Here is an 18,748-nt window from a genome sequence, read left to right on the forward strand (position 1 = left end):
AGCGGTGCCGTCGGAGCTAACCGCGACCACGATGGGCGCGCTCTTCTGCCGCCGCGGTGCCCAGGGCATCGAGGGCGGTGGCTGGAAGTAACCGGCAAAGGCAAAAAGACAAGGCGGGCACCGGCTACCGACGAGTTGATTGCCGAACTGGCGCGCTCGGCTGGGTCCACTACGTCGCCTGAGCCCGGCGCCCTGCCCCGGCAGCGAGGGCACCAGCAAGACGAGGCCTGACGGGCGCTGTCAACAGCGAGGTGTTGCGATGGAGCGAAGCGCGCAGTGCACGCTTGCTTCCTCTATCCCGCTGTTCCTCCTCTCCTCAGCTGTTCTTCAACAGATTTTCATCCATCCCGGAGCAAGCGGCGTGAAATGACCTCCCGCTGGATCTCGCTAGTACCGTCGCCGATGCTCGCCATGGCCGAATCGAGCCAATAGCGGTTGACTGGCGTCTCGACCGCAAATCCCATCCCGCCGTGAATCTGCAACGCTTCATGGCAGACCTGTTGCACCACTTCGCTTGCGAACAGTTTTGCCATACCAGCCTCGAGGTCCGCACGCACGCCCGCGTCGATGCGGCGCGCGACTAAAAAGCCGAGTTGGCGTGCCGCCGTGATGCGCGTCGCCATATCGGCAAGCTTGTGGCGGATGGCCTGAAAATCGCAAATCGGCTTACCAAACTGTACCCGTTGTTTGCTGTAGTCGAGGGCCGCTTCGTACGCGGCTTGGGCCACCCCGATCGACGAGAAGGCGGAGTGCATTCGCGCGAATTCATATACGCTCATGAGTTGCTTGAAACCGCGGCCTTCGACGCCACCCACCAGGTTTTCCTCCGGAACCTCGTAGCCATCGAAGTACAGCGCATAGCTATGCAGTCCTTGGAATCCTACGGTTTCGATGTGGCTGCCCGTCAGCTTAGGCGGCACAAAACAATCACCGCGCGGCTTCTCCAGCAACAACAAGCTAATGCTGTTGTGCCCGGGCTCAGGACTGGTGCGGCACAGCAGCGATATGACATCCGCGCGGTCTGCATGCGTGCACCATAGTTTCGAACCGGAGACCACATATTGGCCACCTTTGCGCTGCCCCTTCGTCTGGATGGCCGCGGCATCGGACCCCGCCTGTGCCTCGGTACCCGCATGCGCAGCTTGGATGGCGCCGGAAATCAAGCCGGGGAGCCACTTGCGACGCTGGGCCTCGGTACCAGCCTGCAGAATCAGTTGGACTAGCGACCAGTTGTACAGCGGCACCGAGCCGACGCTCATCCAGGCTCGGCTCAGTTCCTCCGTAACCAATGCGGCACCCATCGCGCCCATACCGAGCCCGCCCAAGTTGGCCGGTGCGGCAACGCCGGAAATGCCCATGTCCATCATTTTGTCCACTAGCGAATCTGGGATTCGCTCGCCTGCCAGATGAAGCTTATGGGCGATGGGCGCCACCTCACGATCAGCAAACGCCCGTACGGCATCGCGCAACTCGCATAGCTCAGGTCTGATTTCGTCGGAAGAAGTACTCATGTTTTTCTACAAGTTCAGCGCAGTGGCGAAAAGTCGGTGGGATAGGCGAGCACGGAGACGGCATCGAAGAACTGATCCGGTCCACCTTTCGGAGGCCAGATGCCGTCCGCATAGGACTTCGCCCGGATTTCGGCGCGAGCGTCGGCACTAGCGAAAGGCCAGATGTGGGTGATGCGTGGCTGGCCATCAAGGGCAAACATGTTGACAACCAGTGGTGAGAGCAGGCTGCGCGCAGGCATGGCGGCTTCCCAGGCGGCCATCGTGGGCTGCAGGCCGCCCGGCCGAAGCAGGTAGGTGCGAAACTCGTACACCTTGCCAAGCTCCCCTGTCCGTACCGGTGGCAGGAACGGGAACGGCTCGTAGCTATCCATCTGCATGGAGGTGACAAGCCCGTCCGCGCCGAAGGGGTCTTCATGATGCAGCGTTCGCTGGCGCTCCCGCGCCAACTCCCCCGCATCGTGGAAGCCGCGCAACAACAACACGCGGCCGAGGGGACCGATATCTGTGAGCCAGCAACCAAGCAGGATGCCAGACGCTTCGCGATGTTCCACCCAGTCGCGGGCATTGGCTGCGACCTGGTGGGCGTGCAGCGGATGCGGGGAGAGGGTGGCCAGTTCGTAGAGCATCATAAGTCCTTGTCGCTAAGTTTCACCAACAGCAGAATTTGCAGATCTGCCAAGAGCTCGTCCATTCGGTAGGTGGATAAACGCAGCTTGAGAAGGCCACGGCCGGGCTTGCTGGTCACCACGGCCTCTTCGACTACGACGCGAACGTAAATAGTGTCTCCGGCCAGCACCGGCGCGTGGAAGCGCAGGTGGTCCATGCCCAGCCCAGCCAGCGTGGTGCCTTCAAATAGCTTCAATTGCTGAAACAGGCGATAGGACAGCAGTAGAGTTTGCAGCCCGCTCGCGCACAGTTCCCCAAAGACGGAGGCTTTTGCGGCCTCCTTATCCAGGTGGAACGGCTGCGGGTCCCATTCGCGCGCGAACCGCATGATCTCTTCCTCGCAGACGTTGATGCTGGGCGTTTGCCATTGAGTGCCGACTGCCACGTCGTCGAAATGCAAACTCATCGGCGCTAAACCTTCATGGCGCAGGCCTCGCGCAGCGTGCGTACCACCACGTTCTCGACTTCGATGACGCCGGTCGCAAGCCGGCGCTCGCGCTCTACGGCGGAACGTTCGAAGGGCACCCGCACCGGCACCGCTGGGTCGAGCGGCCGCGTGGCGCGCAACTCCCGCGCGAACTCGCTGACGCGCCGGCGGAATTCGCCAGGCTCTCCGAACAGATCCGGGTCAACAACCAGGATGAGGAACCCGCAGTCGAAAGCCGGCCCGCGCGAATTTACCTGGCCGGCCAACATCCCTAGTAGCTGAATCGACAGCGCGAGGCCTGAACCGCGGTGTCCGCCCCACACGGCCAGCGCGCCGACCAGTGCCGCTGCAGGATCCGTGGTAGGTACGCCATCGGGATCGAAGGCCGTGCCCTCAGGCAGCGGCCGCCCGAGGCGGCGCGCCAAGACAACCTCAGCCCAGGTGATAGCCGACGTTCCGGTGTCCCAGATCACCGGCGCGTCAAGCGAGGGAAAACCAAAGGCGATCGGGTTAGTGCAGAAGCGCGGCTCGGTGCCGCCGTGCGGCGCGACCAACTGGTTGCCACTGCCGGCGATCATGCCGACAAAGCCAGCGGCAGTAACCCGCTCCAGATAGTAGGAAAACATGCCGGTCAGCCAAGTACGGGCGGCGCCGACCACCGCAACTCCCTGACGCCGGGCCTTGCTGATCGCGATGTCGGTTGCCTTATTTGCCACCAGGTAGCCGACCTGGTTGCCGCCTTCGATCTGGGCCGAGGCGGCGGTTTCTTGAGCCACACGCATCGGCTCGCGGCGCAAGTCCGGCTTGCGCAAGTATTCCACAAGCGACACGCACCGCGCCAAGCCGCCGTACCCCAGACCGCGTAGCTCGCAGTCGATTAAGTGGTCGGCGATGATGGTAGCTTCAGCCGCCGTGTGACCACATGCCACCATGCTCGCGTGGGCGAGTTCGCGGGCTTCCTCGATGCTGAGAATGGTCATGGCGTCTCCGTTGCGGCAGGCTCCGCGATCAACTCCAGGCCGTGCTGCCCCCGGGTTTCATTGATGAGGTTGAGGTAGCCACGTTCCAGACTTCGGTGACTCACACCCAGCTCCCGGGTCATGCGGCTAGAGTCGATGGCGAAGCTACATTGCAACGGCACGTCGTCGCGGAACGTGACCTCCATCCCGGGCAACAGACCGCGGCCGATCGCCGCCAACTCCCCATAGGACACGGCGTGGCCGCCGACGTGATAAACGTCGTGTGGTGGCTTCGGGCTAACCAGCGCGCGGGCGAAAATCTCGGCGATGTCGTCGACGTGTGCCAGCACCACCCGCTGCGCGCGGGAGTAGGAAAAATCGACTCGCTGCCCCAGAGCACCGTCGGTTCCGATCAGGTTGATGCCGCGGGCGCCGAACCGCACCCCCGGACCGTAGGCGCCAGACACGCGGATGCTCACAATCTCCATGCCGTGCAGTCGGTTGTACTCGTGAGCAAGGCGCTCACACAAGTGCTTGCCGATGCCATAGGGCGAGGTGGGACGCGCGGGCGAGTACTCCGTCACGGGCTCCGTCTCAGTCCATGGCTCATCGAGGCCGTGGTACTGCACGGAGCTCGGGTACAGGACGCGGCGGATTCCGGCACGGCGCGCGGCCTCGAACAAGTGAAAGGTGCCCGTGGTCATGACCATCTGCTGCCGATAGAGCAGCTCGGCGTCTTCAGGCCGTGCAGCCACGCCGCGCTCCTCGGCGGAGAAGAACACACTGTGCGCGATCCGGCTGATATCGTGCTCCCGGAGCACGTTCTCGATATCCTCGTAGCGGGACACGTCGCCCTCGACGAAGGTGATGCGCTCGGAGATATCGACCAGGCGGCCGGGCGTGCCTTTCAGGTCCAGGCAGACGACCGGTTCGCCTTGCTCGACCAGACTGCGCACCAACCGTGCGCCAATGAAGCCTTTGCCTCCGGTGACCAGAGTAGCCATTCGATTCTCCTATTGCATGTGGTAGCCGCCGCTCACGCCGAGCGTCTGGCCTGTGATGAATGCCGCAAGCGGCGATGACAGGAAGAGCACTGCGGCAGAGACATCCTCCGGCGTTCCAAGGCGCCCTAGACCTGGCGCCGCCGGGTAAGTCCTGAAGATGCGCGCACGGGTCTCGGCGAGTTCGGGGCCGGAATTGGAGCTAAGCGGGCCGCTGCGGATCCCTTCGTGCACGACCGCACCGAGCGCGATGCAATTGGCGGTGATGCCAAGCGGGCTGTACTCGCGGGCCAGCGCCATCGTGAAGCCGACAATCGCCGCCTTGGCGCCGGAGTATGCCGCCAGCCGCGCCTCGCCCCGGCGACCGGCTTCCGACACGATGCTGACGATGCGCCCGCGCCGGCCGTCCATCTGCCGCAGCGCCTCGCGGCAGCAGTACATGGTGCCATTCACGTTGAGTGCGATCTGCGCGTGCTGTTCATGCACGGTGGTCTCTGCGAAGTTCGGCCGCTTTGCGCCCGGCTCGCGCAAGGTCGGCGGCACACCCGCGTTGTTGACAAGTATGTCGCACGGACCAAAGCCATCGAGCAGGCGGTGGAACATGTCGCCCACCGACTGCGGCTCGCAGATGTCTGCCGTGAGTGGAATCGCCAGATGCCCCGCAGCACGAATCTCGGTAGCCACGGCCTCAGCACGGTCGGGAAAGAGGTCGTTCACCCCCACCTTGCACCCCTGCGCCGCCAGTTCGATCGCGATGCGGCGCCCCACACCCTGACCCGCGCCGGTGACCAGTGCCACCTTGTCATCCAATTGGAGGTTCAGCATGTTAGCGCCCCAGGATGTGCATGTTCAGACAGCCGAGGCCTGTGTTGTGGGCCACTGCGATTTTCGGCCGCCTCGGCATTTGCAGTTCGCCAGCTTCACCACGTAGCTGGCGCACCAATTCATAGATTTCGGCGATGCCCGTTGCCCCGAGGGGGTGGCCGCGAGCGAGCAGCCCGCCATCTGTGTTGAATGCAACCTGTCCGTCCAGCGCCGCCTTGCCTTCGAGGAAAAAGCGACCACCCTCGCCTTCATCGCAGAAGCCCAGTGCCTCCGCGCAAACGAAACCGCCGCCAGCAAACGGTGCATGGCATTGCACGACATCGACATCCTGCGGGCCGACGCCGGCGGCTTCATAAGCCAGCCCGCCGACACGATGGGTGAGTGAGCCGGCGCGAAAGTCGCCACCGATGTGCGGGCCAGGTCCGCCGAGCAGGTCTTCGTCGCTGGGACTGCCGACACCGTGACCCAAAATCGTAATGCTCCGGGAAACGCTGCCGTGTTGCTGAGCCTTGGCGCGCGTGGTGATGACGACTGCGGCGGCGCCGTCAGTGGAAGGGCAGCACATGTACTTTGTGAGCGGTGAGCAGATTACCGGCGCCGCCAGGATTTCTTCGTGCGTGAAGGCCTTACGGTTCTTCGCGTTTGGGTTCTTCGCACCATAGGCGTAGCACTGCACGGCCTCTGCGGCGAGCATCTGCGGAGTTTCGCCGTAGGCCAGCATGCGCCGCTGCAACGCCATGGCGATTCGACCCGGCGTCACGTCGAGGCCCATGTGGTGAAGGTGGAACTCGTGATCGAGCGCGGGATCACCACCAGAAAGCAGGCCGCCTTCCATCTTCTCGTAGCCGAGCACGAGGACAGTGTCATAGCACCCGGACTGCACGGCGAGGTATGCCTCACGAAAGGCAGCGGAGCCGCTGGCACAAGCCTGCTGCATCTGGCTGATGGGAATCCCGGTCCAACCAAAGTGCTGGACGATCTGCCGCGCTTCTGTGAATCCGGCGAACTCGGCACCAAGCCACGCAGCCTGCACTTGGGGAAACGTGATGCAGGCATCTGCCAGCGCCTGGCGGATCGCAACTTCAGACAGTTGAATGGTTGACTTGTCGGGCCAGCGGCCGAACGGGTGGATGCCGATGCCAGTGACGACCACTTCGTGCTTCATGCCTGCCCTCCTTTGCCTGCAACGGGCCGAAACATGTAGGCGTGCACCTTGCCCTCCCCCCCAGGCCGAGGGATTTCGCCAACGAACATTTCCACGGTTAAACCAGTGCGCAGCTGCGCAGCCTCGCAATCGCGCAGCACAGTAAAGACGTGGACACCTTCCGGCATGGCCACTTCAGCCTGTACATAGGGCGAGTCAATTACCGCCAGCTTCGGCCTGCGATCGATCAGGCTCCAGGCATGCAAGGTACCGTGCGCCGACAGCGCCAGGTCTCGCAGTGCGGGCGAGCTGCAGCGGCCGCAATACTGACGTCGCGGAAAGAACAGGCGATCGCAGGCATCACAGCGGCTGGCGAGCAACCGCGGTACGCCGTCAACATCGGCGTAAAGGCCCTCTTGTAGGGGCGGGATCTCGGGCATGGGTGTCTCCGTATGGGCCGGGACACTTCTGCGCCCGGTGGAGGAGACTCTAAATGGAGGCGGGTGCCGCGCGGCTTATATCTGCCATGCCCTGCGGGCATGCGGCTATTCGCCGAGCGGGGCGTTTAGCCAGTCGACCACCCGCTCCATTGACTTGCGTATCATCCGCCCCATCAGCTTGGCCGCCAGCGTCGGCTGGCCCGCACGCCGCGTCGCTAGGTACAGGGTGTAGATGATCTTGCTGTCGGAGATAGGCACGAAGGCCAGTTTCTCGCAGTGCTCATCACGCACGACCGTGCGGCTCATAAACATGCAGCCCACGCCGACGCTGACCAAGCTGCGCTGCAGCACGAAGCTGTTGACTTCCATGACCACGTTAGGCTTGAGTCCTGCTGCACGGAATTCCGAATCGACGAGGTGACGGATGCTCTGGTTTTGGCTGGCCGCCAGCAGCGGCAGTTGCGCCACCTGCGCGAGTGTCAGCGACTGCGGCATCGGATTGCCGTCAAGCGGGCTGCTCTCCTTCCAGGCGATCGGATAGACGATGCCCAGGTGGTGGTGGAACAAAGGCTCCAAATCGACCGCGGATGGATTGAAGGGGCCGTTGAGTAGCGCGATGTCGATCTGCTTATCCATTAGCATGTCAAACAGATCGTTGACATAGCCCTGCTCGATTCGCACGAACACTCCCGGGTAGGCACTGCGGTACTCGGGAATGAGGTGTTGGATGAGGATTTCGCCTGTTGTTGGCGGCACTCCAATGGCCACAGTCCCGCGCGGACTGCTCGCGGCCTGGCTTGTCGCCTGCGGCAGCTGCTCCATCAGTTCAAGCACCTGAGTCGCTCTCTCGCAAAAGGCAGTACCAGCCTCGGTCAGGACGAAGCCACCGCCCTCGCGACGGAACAGTCGTGCATTGAGCGACTGTTCCAACGCGTTGATGCGGCGACTGATCGCGGGCTGCGTGATGCCGAGTTTCTGCGCCGCGCGCGTGTAGCTCGCGGTGTCCGACACGGCTAGAACCGCCCGCAGGTCGGCCAAGTCCAGTTCGGTCTCCAGTTTCATGCGCACTCCATCATCTCATGTCATACCAAAGATAACTTGGCCGGACGTTGTCGCCAAAGGGGACGGCCTCCTAAAGTAGCACCTATCGAGCGCGCCACCGAAGCCGCCATAATCCACAAGGAGACAACGTATGTCCATCACCTCAAAGCGCGGGTTCATCTTGAGCGCACTCGCGGCCGCCGTGACCCTCGGTGCGGGAGGCCTCGCCTCGGCACATGAATGGCCAAACCGGCCCATCACGATGCTTGTGCCACAACCGGCCGGCTCTATCCAGGACCTCGTGGCACGCGCCCTCGGAGAGGAACTTGCGCAGATCCTTAAGCAACCCGTGGTAGTGGACAATCGGCCCTCCGCCAGCCAGGTCATTGCCAGCAGTTTGCTGGCGCGCGCGACGCCGGACGGCCATACGCTCATGGTTTCGGTGATGCCTAATGTAATCGCGCCCCATCTACTGAAGGGGCAGAACTTCTCAGGCAACCAGGACTTCGCTGTCGTTTCCCATTCGCTGTCAAGCGCTGGGTTTCTGGCTGTCTCCCCGCAACTCAAAGTGAACAACCTAAAGGAGTTCATTGCGCTGCTGAAGGCAAACCCCGGCAAATACATGTTCGGTTCTGCCGGGGTCGGCACTCCGATGCACATGTTTCTGGAGCAGTTCAACCGCGACGCGAACATCCAAAGCGTCCACGTGCCGTACAAGAGCTTTCCGCCGATCATCCCAGACATCTCGAACAACGTTGTGCAGTACACAATCCTGCCGCTCGGGCAGTTGCAAATGGTGAAGTCCGGCAAGATGAAGGGGCTGGGCTTCGCAGGCGCGAAGCGTGATCCCGATCATCCCAACATGCCCACGTTGGACGAACAGGGGCTCAAGGGATTCGATGCCACCCTGCAGTATTTCGTGATTGGCCCCAAGGGCATGCCGCCGGACGTGGTGACCAAGCTCAACGCGGCGATCAATACTGTGCAGGCCAAGGAGAGTTACCAGGCCAAATATAAGACGCTGGGTGGCACCACGGTCCCGCAAAACGTTTCTCCCGCAGCCGCGACTGCGCGGCTGCGGCACGAAGACGAGCGCTTCTTACCGCTGGTCAAGGCAGGCAAGATCACGCTGGAATGAGCATGGGCCAATTTGTCGGACAAAGCCTATGAGCACAATCTATCCATCCATTACTGCCCCTGGCCTGCCGTACACACGCGGAACCTTCTTCATCGATTCCTGTGTGGTGCCAGCGCGCGATAGCGCGTACGAGGCCAGTGCCCGCACCGCCGCCGTCCCCACTTGGCAAGTGGGGTGCCACAGCCGACCATGGCCGCGCCACTGCTAGGCGCACACACGAACCGGGTCCAGCATGAAGTACTCGTACTCCACTGGGCGAAAGTTGACCGTCAACATGATGCTGGCATCGTCGCCAGCGCGAAAGGAACCTTATGAAGATCGGAGTGATCGGCGCAGGCTTTATTGGTCGGGCACTGGCACGGGTAGCGGTGGCCAACGGCCACGAGGTGATGATCGCCAATTCGCGCGGCCCACAGACGCTTCACAGCACCGCCATCGCGTTGCATTGCCGAGCGGGCGAGGCCGCCGAAGCGGCGCGCTTCGGCGAAGTGGTGGTGCTGGCGATTCCCCTGCACGCAGTCGGCAGCCTTGACCCGGCGCCCTTCGACGGCAAGATCATCATCGACGCCAACAACTACTACCCTCAGCGCGACGGCAACATCCCCGAACTCGATGGTCACAAGGCCACCACCAGCGGCTTGCTGACGCAACGGCTGCCGGGCGCCCGGATAGTGAAGGCTTTCAACGCCATCTTGCAGGACGACATCGAGAAGGATGCTCGGCCGGCCGGTGCGCCCGACCGGCGCGCACTGCCGATCGCCAGCGACGACGTGGCGGCCAAGCGTGTGGTCGCACAGCTGGTGGATCAGTTCGGCTTCGACGCGTTCGACGCAGGCACGCTGGCAGAAAGCTGGCGCTTCGAGCGCTCCATGCCTTGCTATTGTGTCCCGCTGAGTAGCACGGAACTGTCGGAGGCGCTCGCCTCGGCGCAGCGCGGCGTCGAGGTGCCACTCGGGTCCTGGCGAGCGAAGCGCGAAACCGAACACAGAGCCGAGCTGGCCGCCAATTCTTCGGTCCGGCCACAGGACAGGCGCCAGCCAGTCGGCTTCGATGGCCGCGGCAGCTTGGACATCGTCGACACCCAATTCCATATCGGCCCGCTGCACGATGTGCAGAAGAGCCTGGCCGCAATGGACGCGCTGGGCATCCGCTCGGCCATGGTGGACGAACTGTGGGGATTCAATGCTAACGGCGTGCCGCAACCTTGCGCGCTGCTGCCCGGGGGTGGTTGGCGCTCGCTCAGCCCGCTCGGCATCGCCGCCTCGCTACAGTATCCGGAACGCTTCGGCTTCATTCAGCGAATTGAGTTGGACGACCCACTGCTCTTGTCCCGTATCCCACTCCTGGCTGACATGCCGGGCTGCCGCAGCTTGCGCATTAACTTGCACACGGAAGCAGACCGCCGACGCCTTGAATCGGGCGCCTGGGATCAGGCGCTGGCGCTGGCGCAACGGCATGGACTGCCGGTGTCCGTAATGACCGAGGATGCCGGCCGGTTGCTGTCGCCGGTGGCGCAACGCTTTGAAGCGCTCGCGCTGGTGGTCGACCACTGCGGCTGGCCGCGCTCGCCGCAACACTGGCATGAAGTGCTGGAACTGGCGCGCCTGCCCAACGTGCTCCTGAAGTGGAGCCACGCCCATCGCGCCTTTCGCCGCCATGCCCAACCACATCAGGCACGCCAGCGGGCGTTGGTCGATGCGGTGCAGGCCTTCGGGGCAGACCGCGTGATGTGGGCAGGCGACGTGAGCTTCGAGGAATCGAACGCCAGCTGGAGTGAGCTGCTGTCTTTCGTGCGTGATCACCCGGGGCTGTCCGAGGACGACCGCGCTGGGGTGCTTGGACGCACGGCGCGCCGTGCTTACCGCTGGGAGATCTGACAAATGACCGAAATGCTGCCACGCCCCGCCGCCAAGACGCTTGGTGGGCTGCTGGAGGAAAGGGCGAAGAGCCACCCCGGCCGGCCGGCCCTGACTTACCGCGAGGAGACCTTGGATTTCGCGGAGGTTCGTCGCCGCGCGCTCGATTGCGCGAAGGCGCTGCATGCGCAGGGCGTGCGAGCCGGCGACAAGGTCGGCGTACTCATGGGCAACCGGATCGAATGGGTGGTGTCCAATTTCGCCATTCAGTACCTGGGCGCCACGCTGGTCGCGATGAACACTTGGTATACCCAGCGCGAACTGGCATACGTACTGGAGCATGCCGACATCAAGCTGCTGCTCGCCGCTGATAGCTTGCTCAAGTACGACTACGCCAGCATGCTGGACGCGCTGCAGCCGTTCTCCGTCACCTGCCCGAAGTTGCGCACCGTGGTAATGCTGGGGAAGCGGCGTTGCGGCGGCGCAGTCGACTACGAGCGCTTCCTAGCCAGTGGCGCGGGCGTCGCCGACGAGGAAATTCTTGCGATCGAGCGCCGCATCGACCCTGAGGAGCCTGCCTACCTGCTCTACACCTCGGGCTCGACTTCGCATCCCAAGGGAGTATTGTTGGTTCATCGGCACTTGGTGGAGAACATGTACGACATCGGCGTGCGGATGCACTTCACGCCCGATGACGTGGTGTTCATGCCGCTGTCGCTATTCTGGGGAATGGGCTGCATGAACTTTCTAATTGGCCCCTGGGCCCACGGGGCGCACATCGTATTACAGGAACACTTCGATCCCCTTGAAGCACTGAATCTCATCCAGCGCTACCGCTGCACCGTCTTCCCGGGGACGCCGAACATCGTCCATGCCGTGTTCGAACATCCAGAGGCGAACCGCTTCGACTTATCCTCGGTCCGCAAGGGAACGCCAATTGGGTCGCCGCCGATGACCCTCAAGCTGTTGCAAACCGTCATGCCGCTGGGCATCCGTTGCTTCGGGCTGACGGAGACGCATGGCTTCTCCAACATGCATGATGCCTCGGATCCGATCGACAAGCGCTCGCGCACCGAAGGGCGCATCATGCCGGGATTCCAGATGTGCATCGTCGATCCCGAGACAGGCGAAGCCCTCGGCCCGGGCAAGTCAGGCGAGATCAGGCTACGAGGTCGCATCATGAAAGCCTACTACAAAAATCCTGATGCCACCGCTGCCGCCTTCGACGAGGACGGCTGGTTCCGCACCGGCGATATCGGCCAGATTGACGACGAGGGATACCTGCTGTTCATGGGGCGTTACAAGGAGATGCTCAAGACCGGCGGTATCAATGTCGCGCCTATCGAAATCGAGGAAGTGTTGCTAAAGCACCCGGCGGTACAGGAGGCCTTCGTCTGCGGCCTGCCCGATCCCGTGCGCGACCAGATCGTCGCCGCCGTAATCGTTCTGAGCAGCGGCATGCGGGTGACAGAGGAAGAGCTAGCGCGACACTGTCGGGAGCAACTGGCCGCCTACAAGGTACCCCGGCGAATGCGGTTCGCCACCATGGACGAACTGCCCCAGACCGCGTCCCGCAAGGTGCACCGCCTACGTCTCCAGACCTTATTCCAGCCGGAGCCGACAGAATGACCGAGACCTCCAAGTTGCTGGCGCGCCGGGTTGGCCGAACCATGTCGGTCATGAAAGGCTCCTTTTTGCCTTTCGCTGGGAAGAATGGCGGGGAGTCACGAAGATGACTGGTCCACTGCAGGGGCTCAGAGTATTGGAATTCGTCGGCTTGGGGCCCTGCCCGTTTGCCGCCATGCTGCTTGCCGACCTTGGGGCTGACGTGATCCGCATCGAGCGGAAACAGCTTCCCGGCGTGCCCAACCCCTACCCCGTTCTGGGCACGCGGTACGACGTAATGGCTCGAAGCCGTCGCTCGCTAGCGCTAGATCTCAAGCACCCGGAGGGACGTATGCTGGCGCTCGATTTGGTGGCACAAGCCGATGTTCTGCTGGAAGGCTTTCGCCCTGGTGTGATGGAAAGGCTCGGCCTTGGCCCAGACGTGAGCCTGGAGCGAAATCCGCGTCTCGTCTACACCCGCGTCACCGGCTGGGGCCAAGAAGGGCCGCTTGCCAGCGCGGCCGGACACGATTTGAACTACATCGCGCTCAGCGGAGTGCTACCTTCCATGGGCCGGCCCGGTTCACCACCTCCACCGCCCTTGAACCTAATCGGCGATTTCGGTGCTGGCGGCATGATGGCGGCTTTCGGGACCGTCAGCGGCGTTCTGCACGCCCGCCGGACCGGGGAAGGTCAGGTGGTCGATGCCGCCATGCTTGATGGCACCAATCTCATGAGCGCCATGATCTACGGCTTCCATGCCATGGGCGGTTGGAGCGGAGAACGAGGCCGCAACTGGATTGACGGTGGCGCCCCCTACTACGACACGTACGAGTGTGCGGACGGCAAGTGGATCGCGATCGGGCCAATCGAGCCGCAGTTCCTTGCATTGTTGCTGCGGCTGTGCGGCGTTGAGGATCCGCAATTCGGCCACGTTCAGGACGTGGAACAGTGGCCGCAGTTGAAGGTAAAGATGGCCGCTGTGTTCCGCGGACGCACGCGCGCCCAGTGGTGCGAGCTGCTGGAAGGGACCGATGCCTGCTTCTCGCCTGTGCTCGATCTAGACGAGGCGCCGGCGCACCCCCACAACCGAGCGCGGGAGAACTTCATTGAGATCGCCGGCGTGGTGCAGCCGGCGCCCGCCCCGCGTTTTCAGCGCACGCCTGCTAGCATCAGCCGTCCACCGGACCTGCCTGGGGAGCATGGTGTCGAGATCCTGAACGACTGGAGCATCGATCGGGAACGCGTCGATTGGCTGCGGGATGCGGGCGTGATATGAACTGTCATCGCGTCGCGGCGCGCTGGCCGCTATTGTTGACAATGCTCTAGGGCGGCTTGCGTGCATCCGAGCTGCCGACCGCCACCGTTGGCGCGTTCTTCTGCCGGCGCGATGCCCAGGGCATCGAGCGCTGGTGGCTGGAGGTGACCGGCAAGGGCAACAAGACCCGGCTGGTGCCGGCGACCGACGAGCTGATTGCCGAACTGGCGCGATACCGCCGCGCCCACGCGTTGCCGCCTGCCCCGCAGTTCGGGGAGACGCGTCCGCTGGTGCTGCCGGTGATCGGAAGAGCGGGCAGTGAGAAACCCGTGTCACGCGGCGCGCTGCACCTGATCCTGAAAGTGGTGTTTGGCATGCGCGGCGCGCCTGCGGAGCTCGGGCCGGAATGGGAGCCGCAAGCCGCGGTGCTGGCCAGCGCCTCGGCGCACTGGCTGCGCCACACCGCTGGCTCGCACATGACTGACCGGCAGGTCGACCTGCGCTTTGTGCGCGACAACTTCGGGCACAGCTCACTGTCGACGACGAGCGGCTACCTGCACAGCGAGGAGGACGCCCGCCACGAGGCCACGCAGGCGCGGCACCGGATTGGCTGGGGTACGAAGAAATAGCCGGCCGGAAGGGTTATTTCGTGATCGTGAATCTATGGAGACCTCCCTTATTGCAAAGCTAATGGGTTGGTTTGCTGTTGATCCAGGTGGTTAATTGCGTTTTTGGCGCAGTGTAAATCCGCGCGAAGTTGCGCCGAAACCAGCGATCAGCTTCCCGCCAAAACAGGTGATCACGTTCCCCCGAAATTGCTGATCACGCGCCCCGAAATACGCACTTCGGCCGGTTCAACGTGAACACAGGCATTGCTAGCGATGCTAATTCGTGCGTCGCCCTCAGAGATCGCAACCCGGGCCTGTCACGCGGCACACTGCACCTGATCCTGAAGGAAGTGTTCGGCCGGGTCGGCCGCCAATCTTCGCGCGCGCCGGCCCGAATGAGAGGCGCAGGCAGCGCTGCCGGTCAGTGCCTCGGCCCCGGGGCTGCGCCATGCTGCCGGCTCGCACATGTCCAACCAGCAGCTCGACCAGCGCTGCGTGCGGGATGATTCCGCGCATCAGTTAGTCTCGACGGCGAGGGACTACTCGCACAGCGAAGAGGATGCCCGGCACGAGGCCACGCAGGCACGGCATCGAATCGGCTGGAACAGCAAGAGGTAGCACCCGTGGAAATTATCTCAAACGCATGGCGCAGCAAAGGCGCGCCATCGTCAACATCGTGGAGCATTGTTCTTCTACTCTCCGGCAAGCATAGAAGAAGAACACTTAGCCGTAAGGCAGCTCGGGCACGCCGCCTGCGTATTCCATCGCGCAGACCATTCCCCCGATCCAGTCTGCGGTGGTCTGCCCCCGGGTAGCGCATGCGTATGTGTAATTCGATGCGTCATGCGTATGTTGGCATGACGCGTCTAATGCGAACAGCGTTTTTATGCGACGTCGAGCGATGCGGTCCAGCGGACGTGGCAGTCTGAGAGTGGTCCTCGGCCAAGTCAGGCGAAATTGGACTTCACATAAAAAAGCAGGTCTCCTGTAGTGGCTGTCCCACTTCAGGAGCCATTCATGGATACCCTTCCTTCGCTTCACGCTGCACCGGCTTCGTGGCTGCGCGACAGCGTTCTCGCTCCGTACATTGGTGGCTATTGTCAGTACCTTGTCAGGCGAGGCTACGCCGATCACACCGTAAGAATGTACCTGTATTGTGTCGCACACTTCGCCCGCTGGATACGACGCCGTCGGATTGCCGCGTGCGACCTTACAGACGATGTAGTTCGGCGGTTCATCACTGAACACCTCCCGCGCTGTACCTGCCCACCGCCAGTGCGAAGGCACGGGCGCACGGTCCGTGCGGCACTGCGGCATCTGCTCATCGCACTGGATGAAGCCGGGCTGCTGCGTAAGAGCCAGGTTTTCACCGCGATTGATGATGAACTTCGCCGCTTTGATGATTACATGAACCGCGCACGCGGACTGGCGCGAAGCACGCGAATGCAACGTCTCAGCATCCTACGATCCTTCCTGCAACAGAGCCACGGTGCTGGCTCTCCTACCCAGGGCGAACTGCGCCGGTTCATCGGCAGACAGCTTCGGCGACTGTGTCCGGGCAGCGCACAGGTTGTTGCGGGCACGCTGCGCGCGTATCTCCGCTATCGAGCAACATTGAGGGACGCGGTGGCGCACTTGCTGCCGGTCATCGCATCGCCCGCGAACAGACGCTTGGCGGTATTACCGCAGACGCTGTCGCAGCAGGAGGTTTTGCAGCTGCTTGACGCCTTTCCACAAGGGTTGCCATCCAGGCATCGCGCTTACGCCATGGTCCGGTGCCTCGTCGATCTGGGCCTGCGAGCCGGCGAAGTTGTCACCATCGATCTGGACGACATCGACTGGGAAGCGGGAACCCTTCGCATCGCCAAGAATAAGTCGCGTCGAGTAGACGTGCTGCCGTTGCCCCAGACCACGGGCCAGGCCATCGCAACCTATCTACAAGTGGAGCGACCTCCGACGGCGAGCAGGCGAGTCTTTGTTCGCCATGTTGCGCCGGTTGATGCCCCGATCGGTCCGGAGGTGCTACGCAAGATTGTGCGCGAGGCATATCGGCGCGGCGGACTTCCCTATACGAGGGTGCACATATTGCGCCATACGCTGGCGAGTCGGATGCTCGCCAGCGGAAGCACCCTCAAGGAAGTCGCCGACGTGCTGCGTCATCGTGAGCTCGACACGTCAATGATCTACACCAAGGTCGACATGGTTCACCTATCGGCCGTTGCAATGCCCTGGCCGGGAGGTGTGAGATGAGCACTACCAACAACACTGTACAGCTTGCTGTCGAACGATATCTGAATCAGCGCAGACGACTTGGCTTCGAACTGAGTTTCACCGGCCAGCAACTGATGCGTTTCGCCCGGTACGCGGATGCCCGTGGGCATCGAGGGCCGCTGACACTCAAACTGCAACTCGACTGGGCGCGCGAGCATGTCAAGCGCACCGGACTTGTGACCTGGGCTCGCAGGTTGGAAGTCGTTCGACCTTTCGCGGCATACTACCGTCAGTTCCAGCCGGACACCGAGATCCCTGACTTACACACCTTCGGGCCAGGCCATCGGCGCTTAGCGCCGCACATTTACACCAGGCAGGAAGTGTGCGATTTGCTCGAGCAGGCAGGTCGCCTGCCCCCGTTGGACGGACTACGACCCGCGACCTACCGGACGCTGTTCGGCCTTATCGCCACCGTCGGCCTTCGGCTCTCAGAAGCATTGAACCTTCGTGATGGGGACGTCGATTTGCGACGTGCTTGTTTGACCGTGCGTCACACCAAGTTTAACAAGTCGCGTTGCCTGCCGTTGCACAGCAGTGCAGTACAAGCGCTCAACGAATACCGGCAACTCCGTGATCGGCGTATCGAAACCCGTGCGGACATGCCGTTCTTCGTGTCGCAATCGGGATGCGCCCTGCCGAAGAGGACGGTTCAAGACGTCTTCGTCCAACTGCGTCGGCAATTGGCGTGGCAGGCACGCGGGGACTACCCGCATCCGCGCATTCAAGACCTGCGCCACAGTTTCGCCGTGGCTCGATTGCTACGATGGTATGAGACAGGAGAGACCGTCGATCACGCCGTGCTCTGGTTATGCACCTACCTTGGTCATGCCAGCATCTCGGACACTTACTGGTACCTCAGCGGCACGCCAGAACTGATGGCAGTGGTGGGTGCGAAGTTCGAGTGTTTTGCACTGGAGGAGGTGCGCCATGCATAGTTCAACTTCACCCACCTTCGGCGGCTTGGTGCAGGAGTTTTTCACCGACTACATGGTGCAGCAGCGAGCGCTCAGTCCTTGTACCGTCGCGTCCTATCGCGATGCCTTCTTGCTCATGTTGCGATTTGCCGAGCAACATTTGGGAAAACCGCCGTCGGTCTTGCGATTGGCTGACATTGACGCGAAGTTCCTGGCCAGCTTTCTGGAGCACCTCGAACAAGACCGGCACAACACCGTCCGTAGCCGCAATATCCGGCTGGCGGCTATACGGTCTTCCTGCGATTCGCGGCTCGTCGCGACCTCGCGAACCTGCGTGTCTTTGAGCAGGCGCTGGCGGTCCCAATGAAACGCTTCGACAGGCCGATGATCGGGTTCCTCTCAAAGGAGCAGATGTTGGCCCTCATGGACATTTCTACGGCAAGCTGGCTCGGTCAACGAGACCGACTGCTCTTGACCTTGCTTTACAACACTGGCGCTCGAGTATCGGAGATCGTTGGTGTTCAGGTCGGTGACGTCATCCTTGGCCCGACATCTTTCATTCACTTGCATGGAAAGGGACGCAAGCAGCGGTCGCTGCCGCTTTGGAAGAGCGCAGTCCGAGATATTCGTGACTGGCTTGGCCGCAACCCGCAACTGACCGAGCGATCGCCGCTGCTGCCCACCCGTCAGGGCAATGCAATGAACCGAGCCACGGTCTGTCAACGGCTGAAGCTGGCGACCAAGGCAGCGTCGGAACGACATCCCGAACTCGCTGACGTCAAGGTATCACCGCACCGTATCAGGCATTCGACCGCCATGGCGATGCTGCAGTCCGGTGTATGGCCCACTGAGATTGCGTTATGGCTCGGTCACGAGAGCCCGACGACGACGCACATGTATGTCGAGGCGGACCTTAAGATGAAGGAGCGCGCGCTCGCTCGGTTGAATCCGCCAATTGTGAAACGAGCTCGGTACCAGCCACCCGCGACGCTTCTGCAATTCCTGAAGTCGCTATGATTATGTGAATCGAATGAGCACACGCCGCGCCTCCAATGGAGCGCGGCGCCTCACTCGTCTTGGCAGG

15 protein-coding genes and 2 pseudogenes are annotated in these 18,748 nt (G+C 62.5%); 8 read left to right on the forward strand and 9 right to left on the reverse strand.

The features are described 5' to 3' along the window. Positions 1 to 338: 338 nt before the first annotated feature. The 9 genes from E0W60_RS34775 to E0W60_RS34815 form a co-directional block, all read right to left on the reverse strand. Positions 339 to 1,511, reverse strand: a complete 1,173-nt coding sequence (locus E0W60_RS34775) for an acyl-CoA dehydrogenase family protein (protein WP_135707383.1) — start codon at positions 1,509 to 1,511, stop codon at positions 339 to 341. Between the two features lie 14 nt (positions 1,512 to 1,525). Next, on the reverse strand, positions 1,526 to 2,140 hold the full coding sequence (locus E0W60_RS34780) for an NIPSNAP family protein (RefSeq protein WP_260154487.1): 615 nt from the start codon (positions 2,138 to 2,140) through the stop codon (positions 1,526 to 1,528). Then, positions 2,137 to 2,583: a MaoC/PaaZ C-terminal domain-containing protein gene (locus tag E0W60_RS34785; RefSeq protein WP_135707384.1), complete on the reverse strand. Its 447-nt coding sequence runs from the start codon at positions 2,581 to 2,583 to the stop codon at positions 2,137 to 2,139. Before E0W60_RS34785 ends, E0W60_RS34780 begins: the two co-directional genes overlap by 4 nt. 5 nt (positions 2,584 to 2,588) lie before the next feature. Continuing rightward, entirely contained in the window at positions 2,589 to 3,584 is a 996-nt protein-coding gene (locus tag E0W60_RS34790; RefSeq protein ID WP_135707385.1) for an Ldh family oxidoreductase, read from the reverse strand. Then, entirely contained in the window at positions 3,581 to 4,567 is a 987-nt protein-coding gene (locus E0W60_RS34795; protein WP_135707386.1) for an NAD-dependent epimerase/dehydratase family protein, read from the reverse strand. The genes E0W60_RS34790 and E0W60_RS34795 overlap by 4 nt, the downstream gene beginning before the upstream one ends. A gap of 9 nt (positions 4,568 to 4,576) precedes the next feature. Next, positions 4,577 to 5,389, reverse strand: coding sequence for an SDR family NAD(P)-dependent oxidoreductase (locus E0W60_RS34800; RefSeq protein WP_135707387.1), 813 nt, complete (start codon positions 5,387 to 5,389; stop codon positions 4,577 to 4,579). Between the two features lies 1 nt (position 5,390). Then, positions 5,391 to 6,554, reverse strand: coding sequence for a thiolase family protein (locus E0W60_RS34805; protein ID WP_135707388.1), 1,164 nt, complete (start codon positions 6,552 to 6,554; stop codon positions 5,391 to 5,393). Beyond that, positions 6,551 to 6,973 (reverse strand): Zn-ribbon domain-containing OB-fold protein, encoded by a 423-nt coding sequence (locus tag E0W60_RS34810; protein ID WP_135707389.1) that lies wholly within the window; start codon positions 6,971 to 6,973, stop codon positions 6,551 to 6,553. Before E0W60_RS34810 ends, E0W60_RS34805 begins: the two co-directional genes overlap by 4 nt. 105 nt (positions 6,974 to 7,078) lie before the next feature. Further along, entirely contained in the window at positions 7,079 to 8,035 is a 957-nt protein-coding gene (locus E0W60_RS34815) for a LysR family transcriptional regulator (protein ID WP_135707390.1), read from the reverse strand. 130 nt (positions 8,036 to 8,165) lie between these two features. Here E0W60_RS34815 and E0W60_RS34820 point away from each other — a divergent pair, with 130 nt between their 5' ends. The 8 genes and pseudogenes from E0W60_RS34820 to E0W60_RS34865 all read left to right on the forward strand — a co-directional run bounded on the left by E0W60_RS34820 (position 8,166) and on the right by E0W60_RS34865 (position 18,681). Further along, complete coding sequence (locus E0W60_RS34820) at positions 8,166 to 9,152, forward strand: Bug family tripartite tricarboxylate transporter substrate binding protein (RefSeq protein WP_135707391.1); 987 nt, start codon at positions 8,166 to 8,168, stop codon at positions 9,150 to 9,152. A gap of 311 nt (positions 9,153 to 9,463) precedes the next feature. After that, a complete protein-coding gene (locus tag E0W60_RS38265) occupies positions 9,464 to 11,029 on the forward strand; it encodes an amidohydrolase family protein (RefSeq protein WP_167884696.1) in 1,566 nt (521 codons plus the stop codon). Positions 11,030 to 11,032: 3 nt separating this feature from the next. Further along, positions 11,033 to 12,637 carry a class I adenylate-forming enzyme family protein gene (locus tag E0W60_RS34830; RefSeq protein ID WP_135707392.1) on the forward strand — a complete coding sequence of 535 codons (1,605 nt, stop codon included), beginning with the start codon at positions 11,033 to 11,035 and terminating at the stop codon, positions 12,635 to 12,637. Positions 12,638 to 12,740: 103 nt separating this feature from the next. Further along, on the forward strand, positions 12,741 to 13,892 hold the full coding sequence (locus tag E0W60_RS34835; protein WP_135707393.1) for a CaiB/BaiF CoA transferase family protein: 1,152 nt from the start codon (positions 12,741 to 12,743) through the stop codon (positions 13,890 to 13,892). Between the two features lie 50 nt (positions 13,893 to 13,942). Further along, positions 13,943 to 14,500, forward strand: a pseudogene (locus tag E0W60_RS34840) (tyrosine-type recombinase/integrase); the annotation flags it as partial. A 996-nt stretch (positions 14,501 to 15,496) separates the two neighbouring features. Next, on the forward strand, positions 15,497 to 16,729 hold the full coding sequence (locus E0W60_RS34855) for a tyrosine-type recombinase/integrase (protein ID WP_135707395.1): 1,233 nt from the start codon (positions 15,497 to 15,499) through the stop codon (positions 16,727 to 16,729). Next, complete coding sequence (locus E0W60_RS34860; protein ID WP_135707396.1) at positions 16,726 to 17,685, forward strand: tyrosine-type recombinase/integrase; 960 nt, start codon at positions 16,726 to 16,728, stop codon at positions 17,683 to 17,685. Before E0W60_RS34855 ends, E0W60_RS34860 begins: the two co-directional genes overlap by 4 nt. Next, positions 17,678 to 18,681: pseudogene (locus E0W60_RS34865) on the forward strand (tyrosine-type recombinase/integrase). The gene E0W60_RS34860 and the pseudogene E0W60_RS34865 overlap by 8 nt, the downstream one beginning before the upstream one ends. The last annotated feature ends 67 nt before the right edge of the window (positions 18,682 to 18,748 follow it).

The organism is Cupriavidus oxalaticus, assembly GCF_004768545.1.
Lineage (GTDB): Bacteria > Pseudomonadota > Gammaproteobacteria > Burkholderiales > Burkholderiaceae > Cupriavidus > Cupriavidus oxalaticus_A.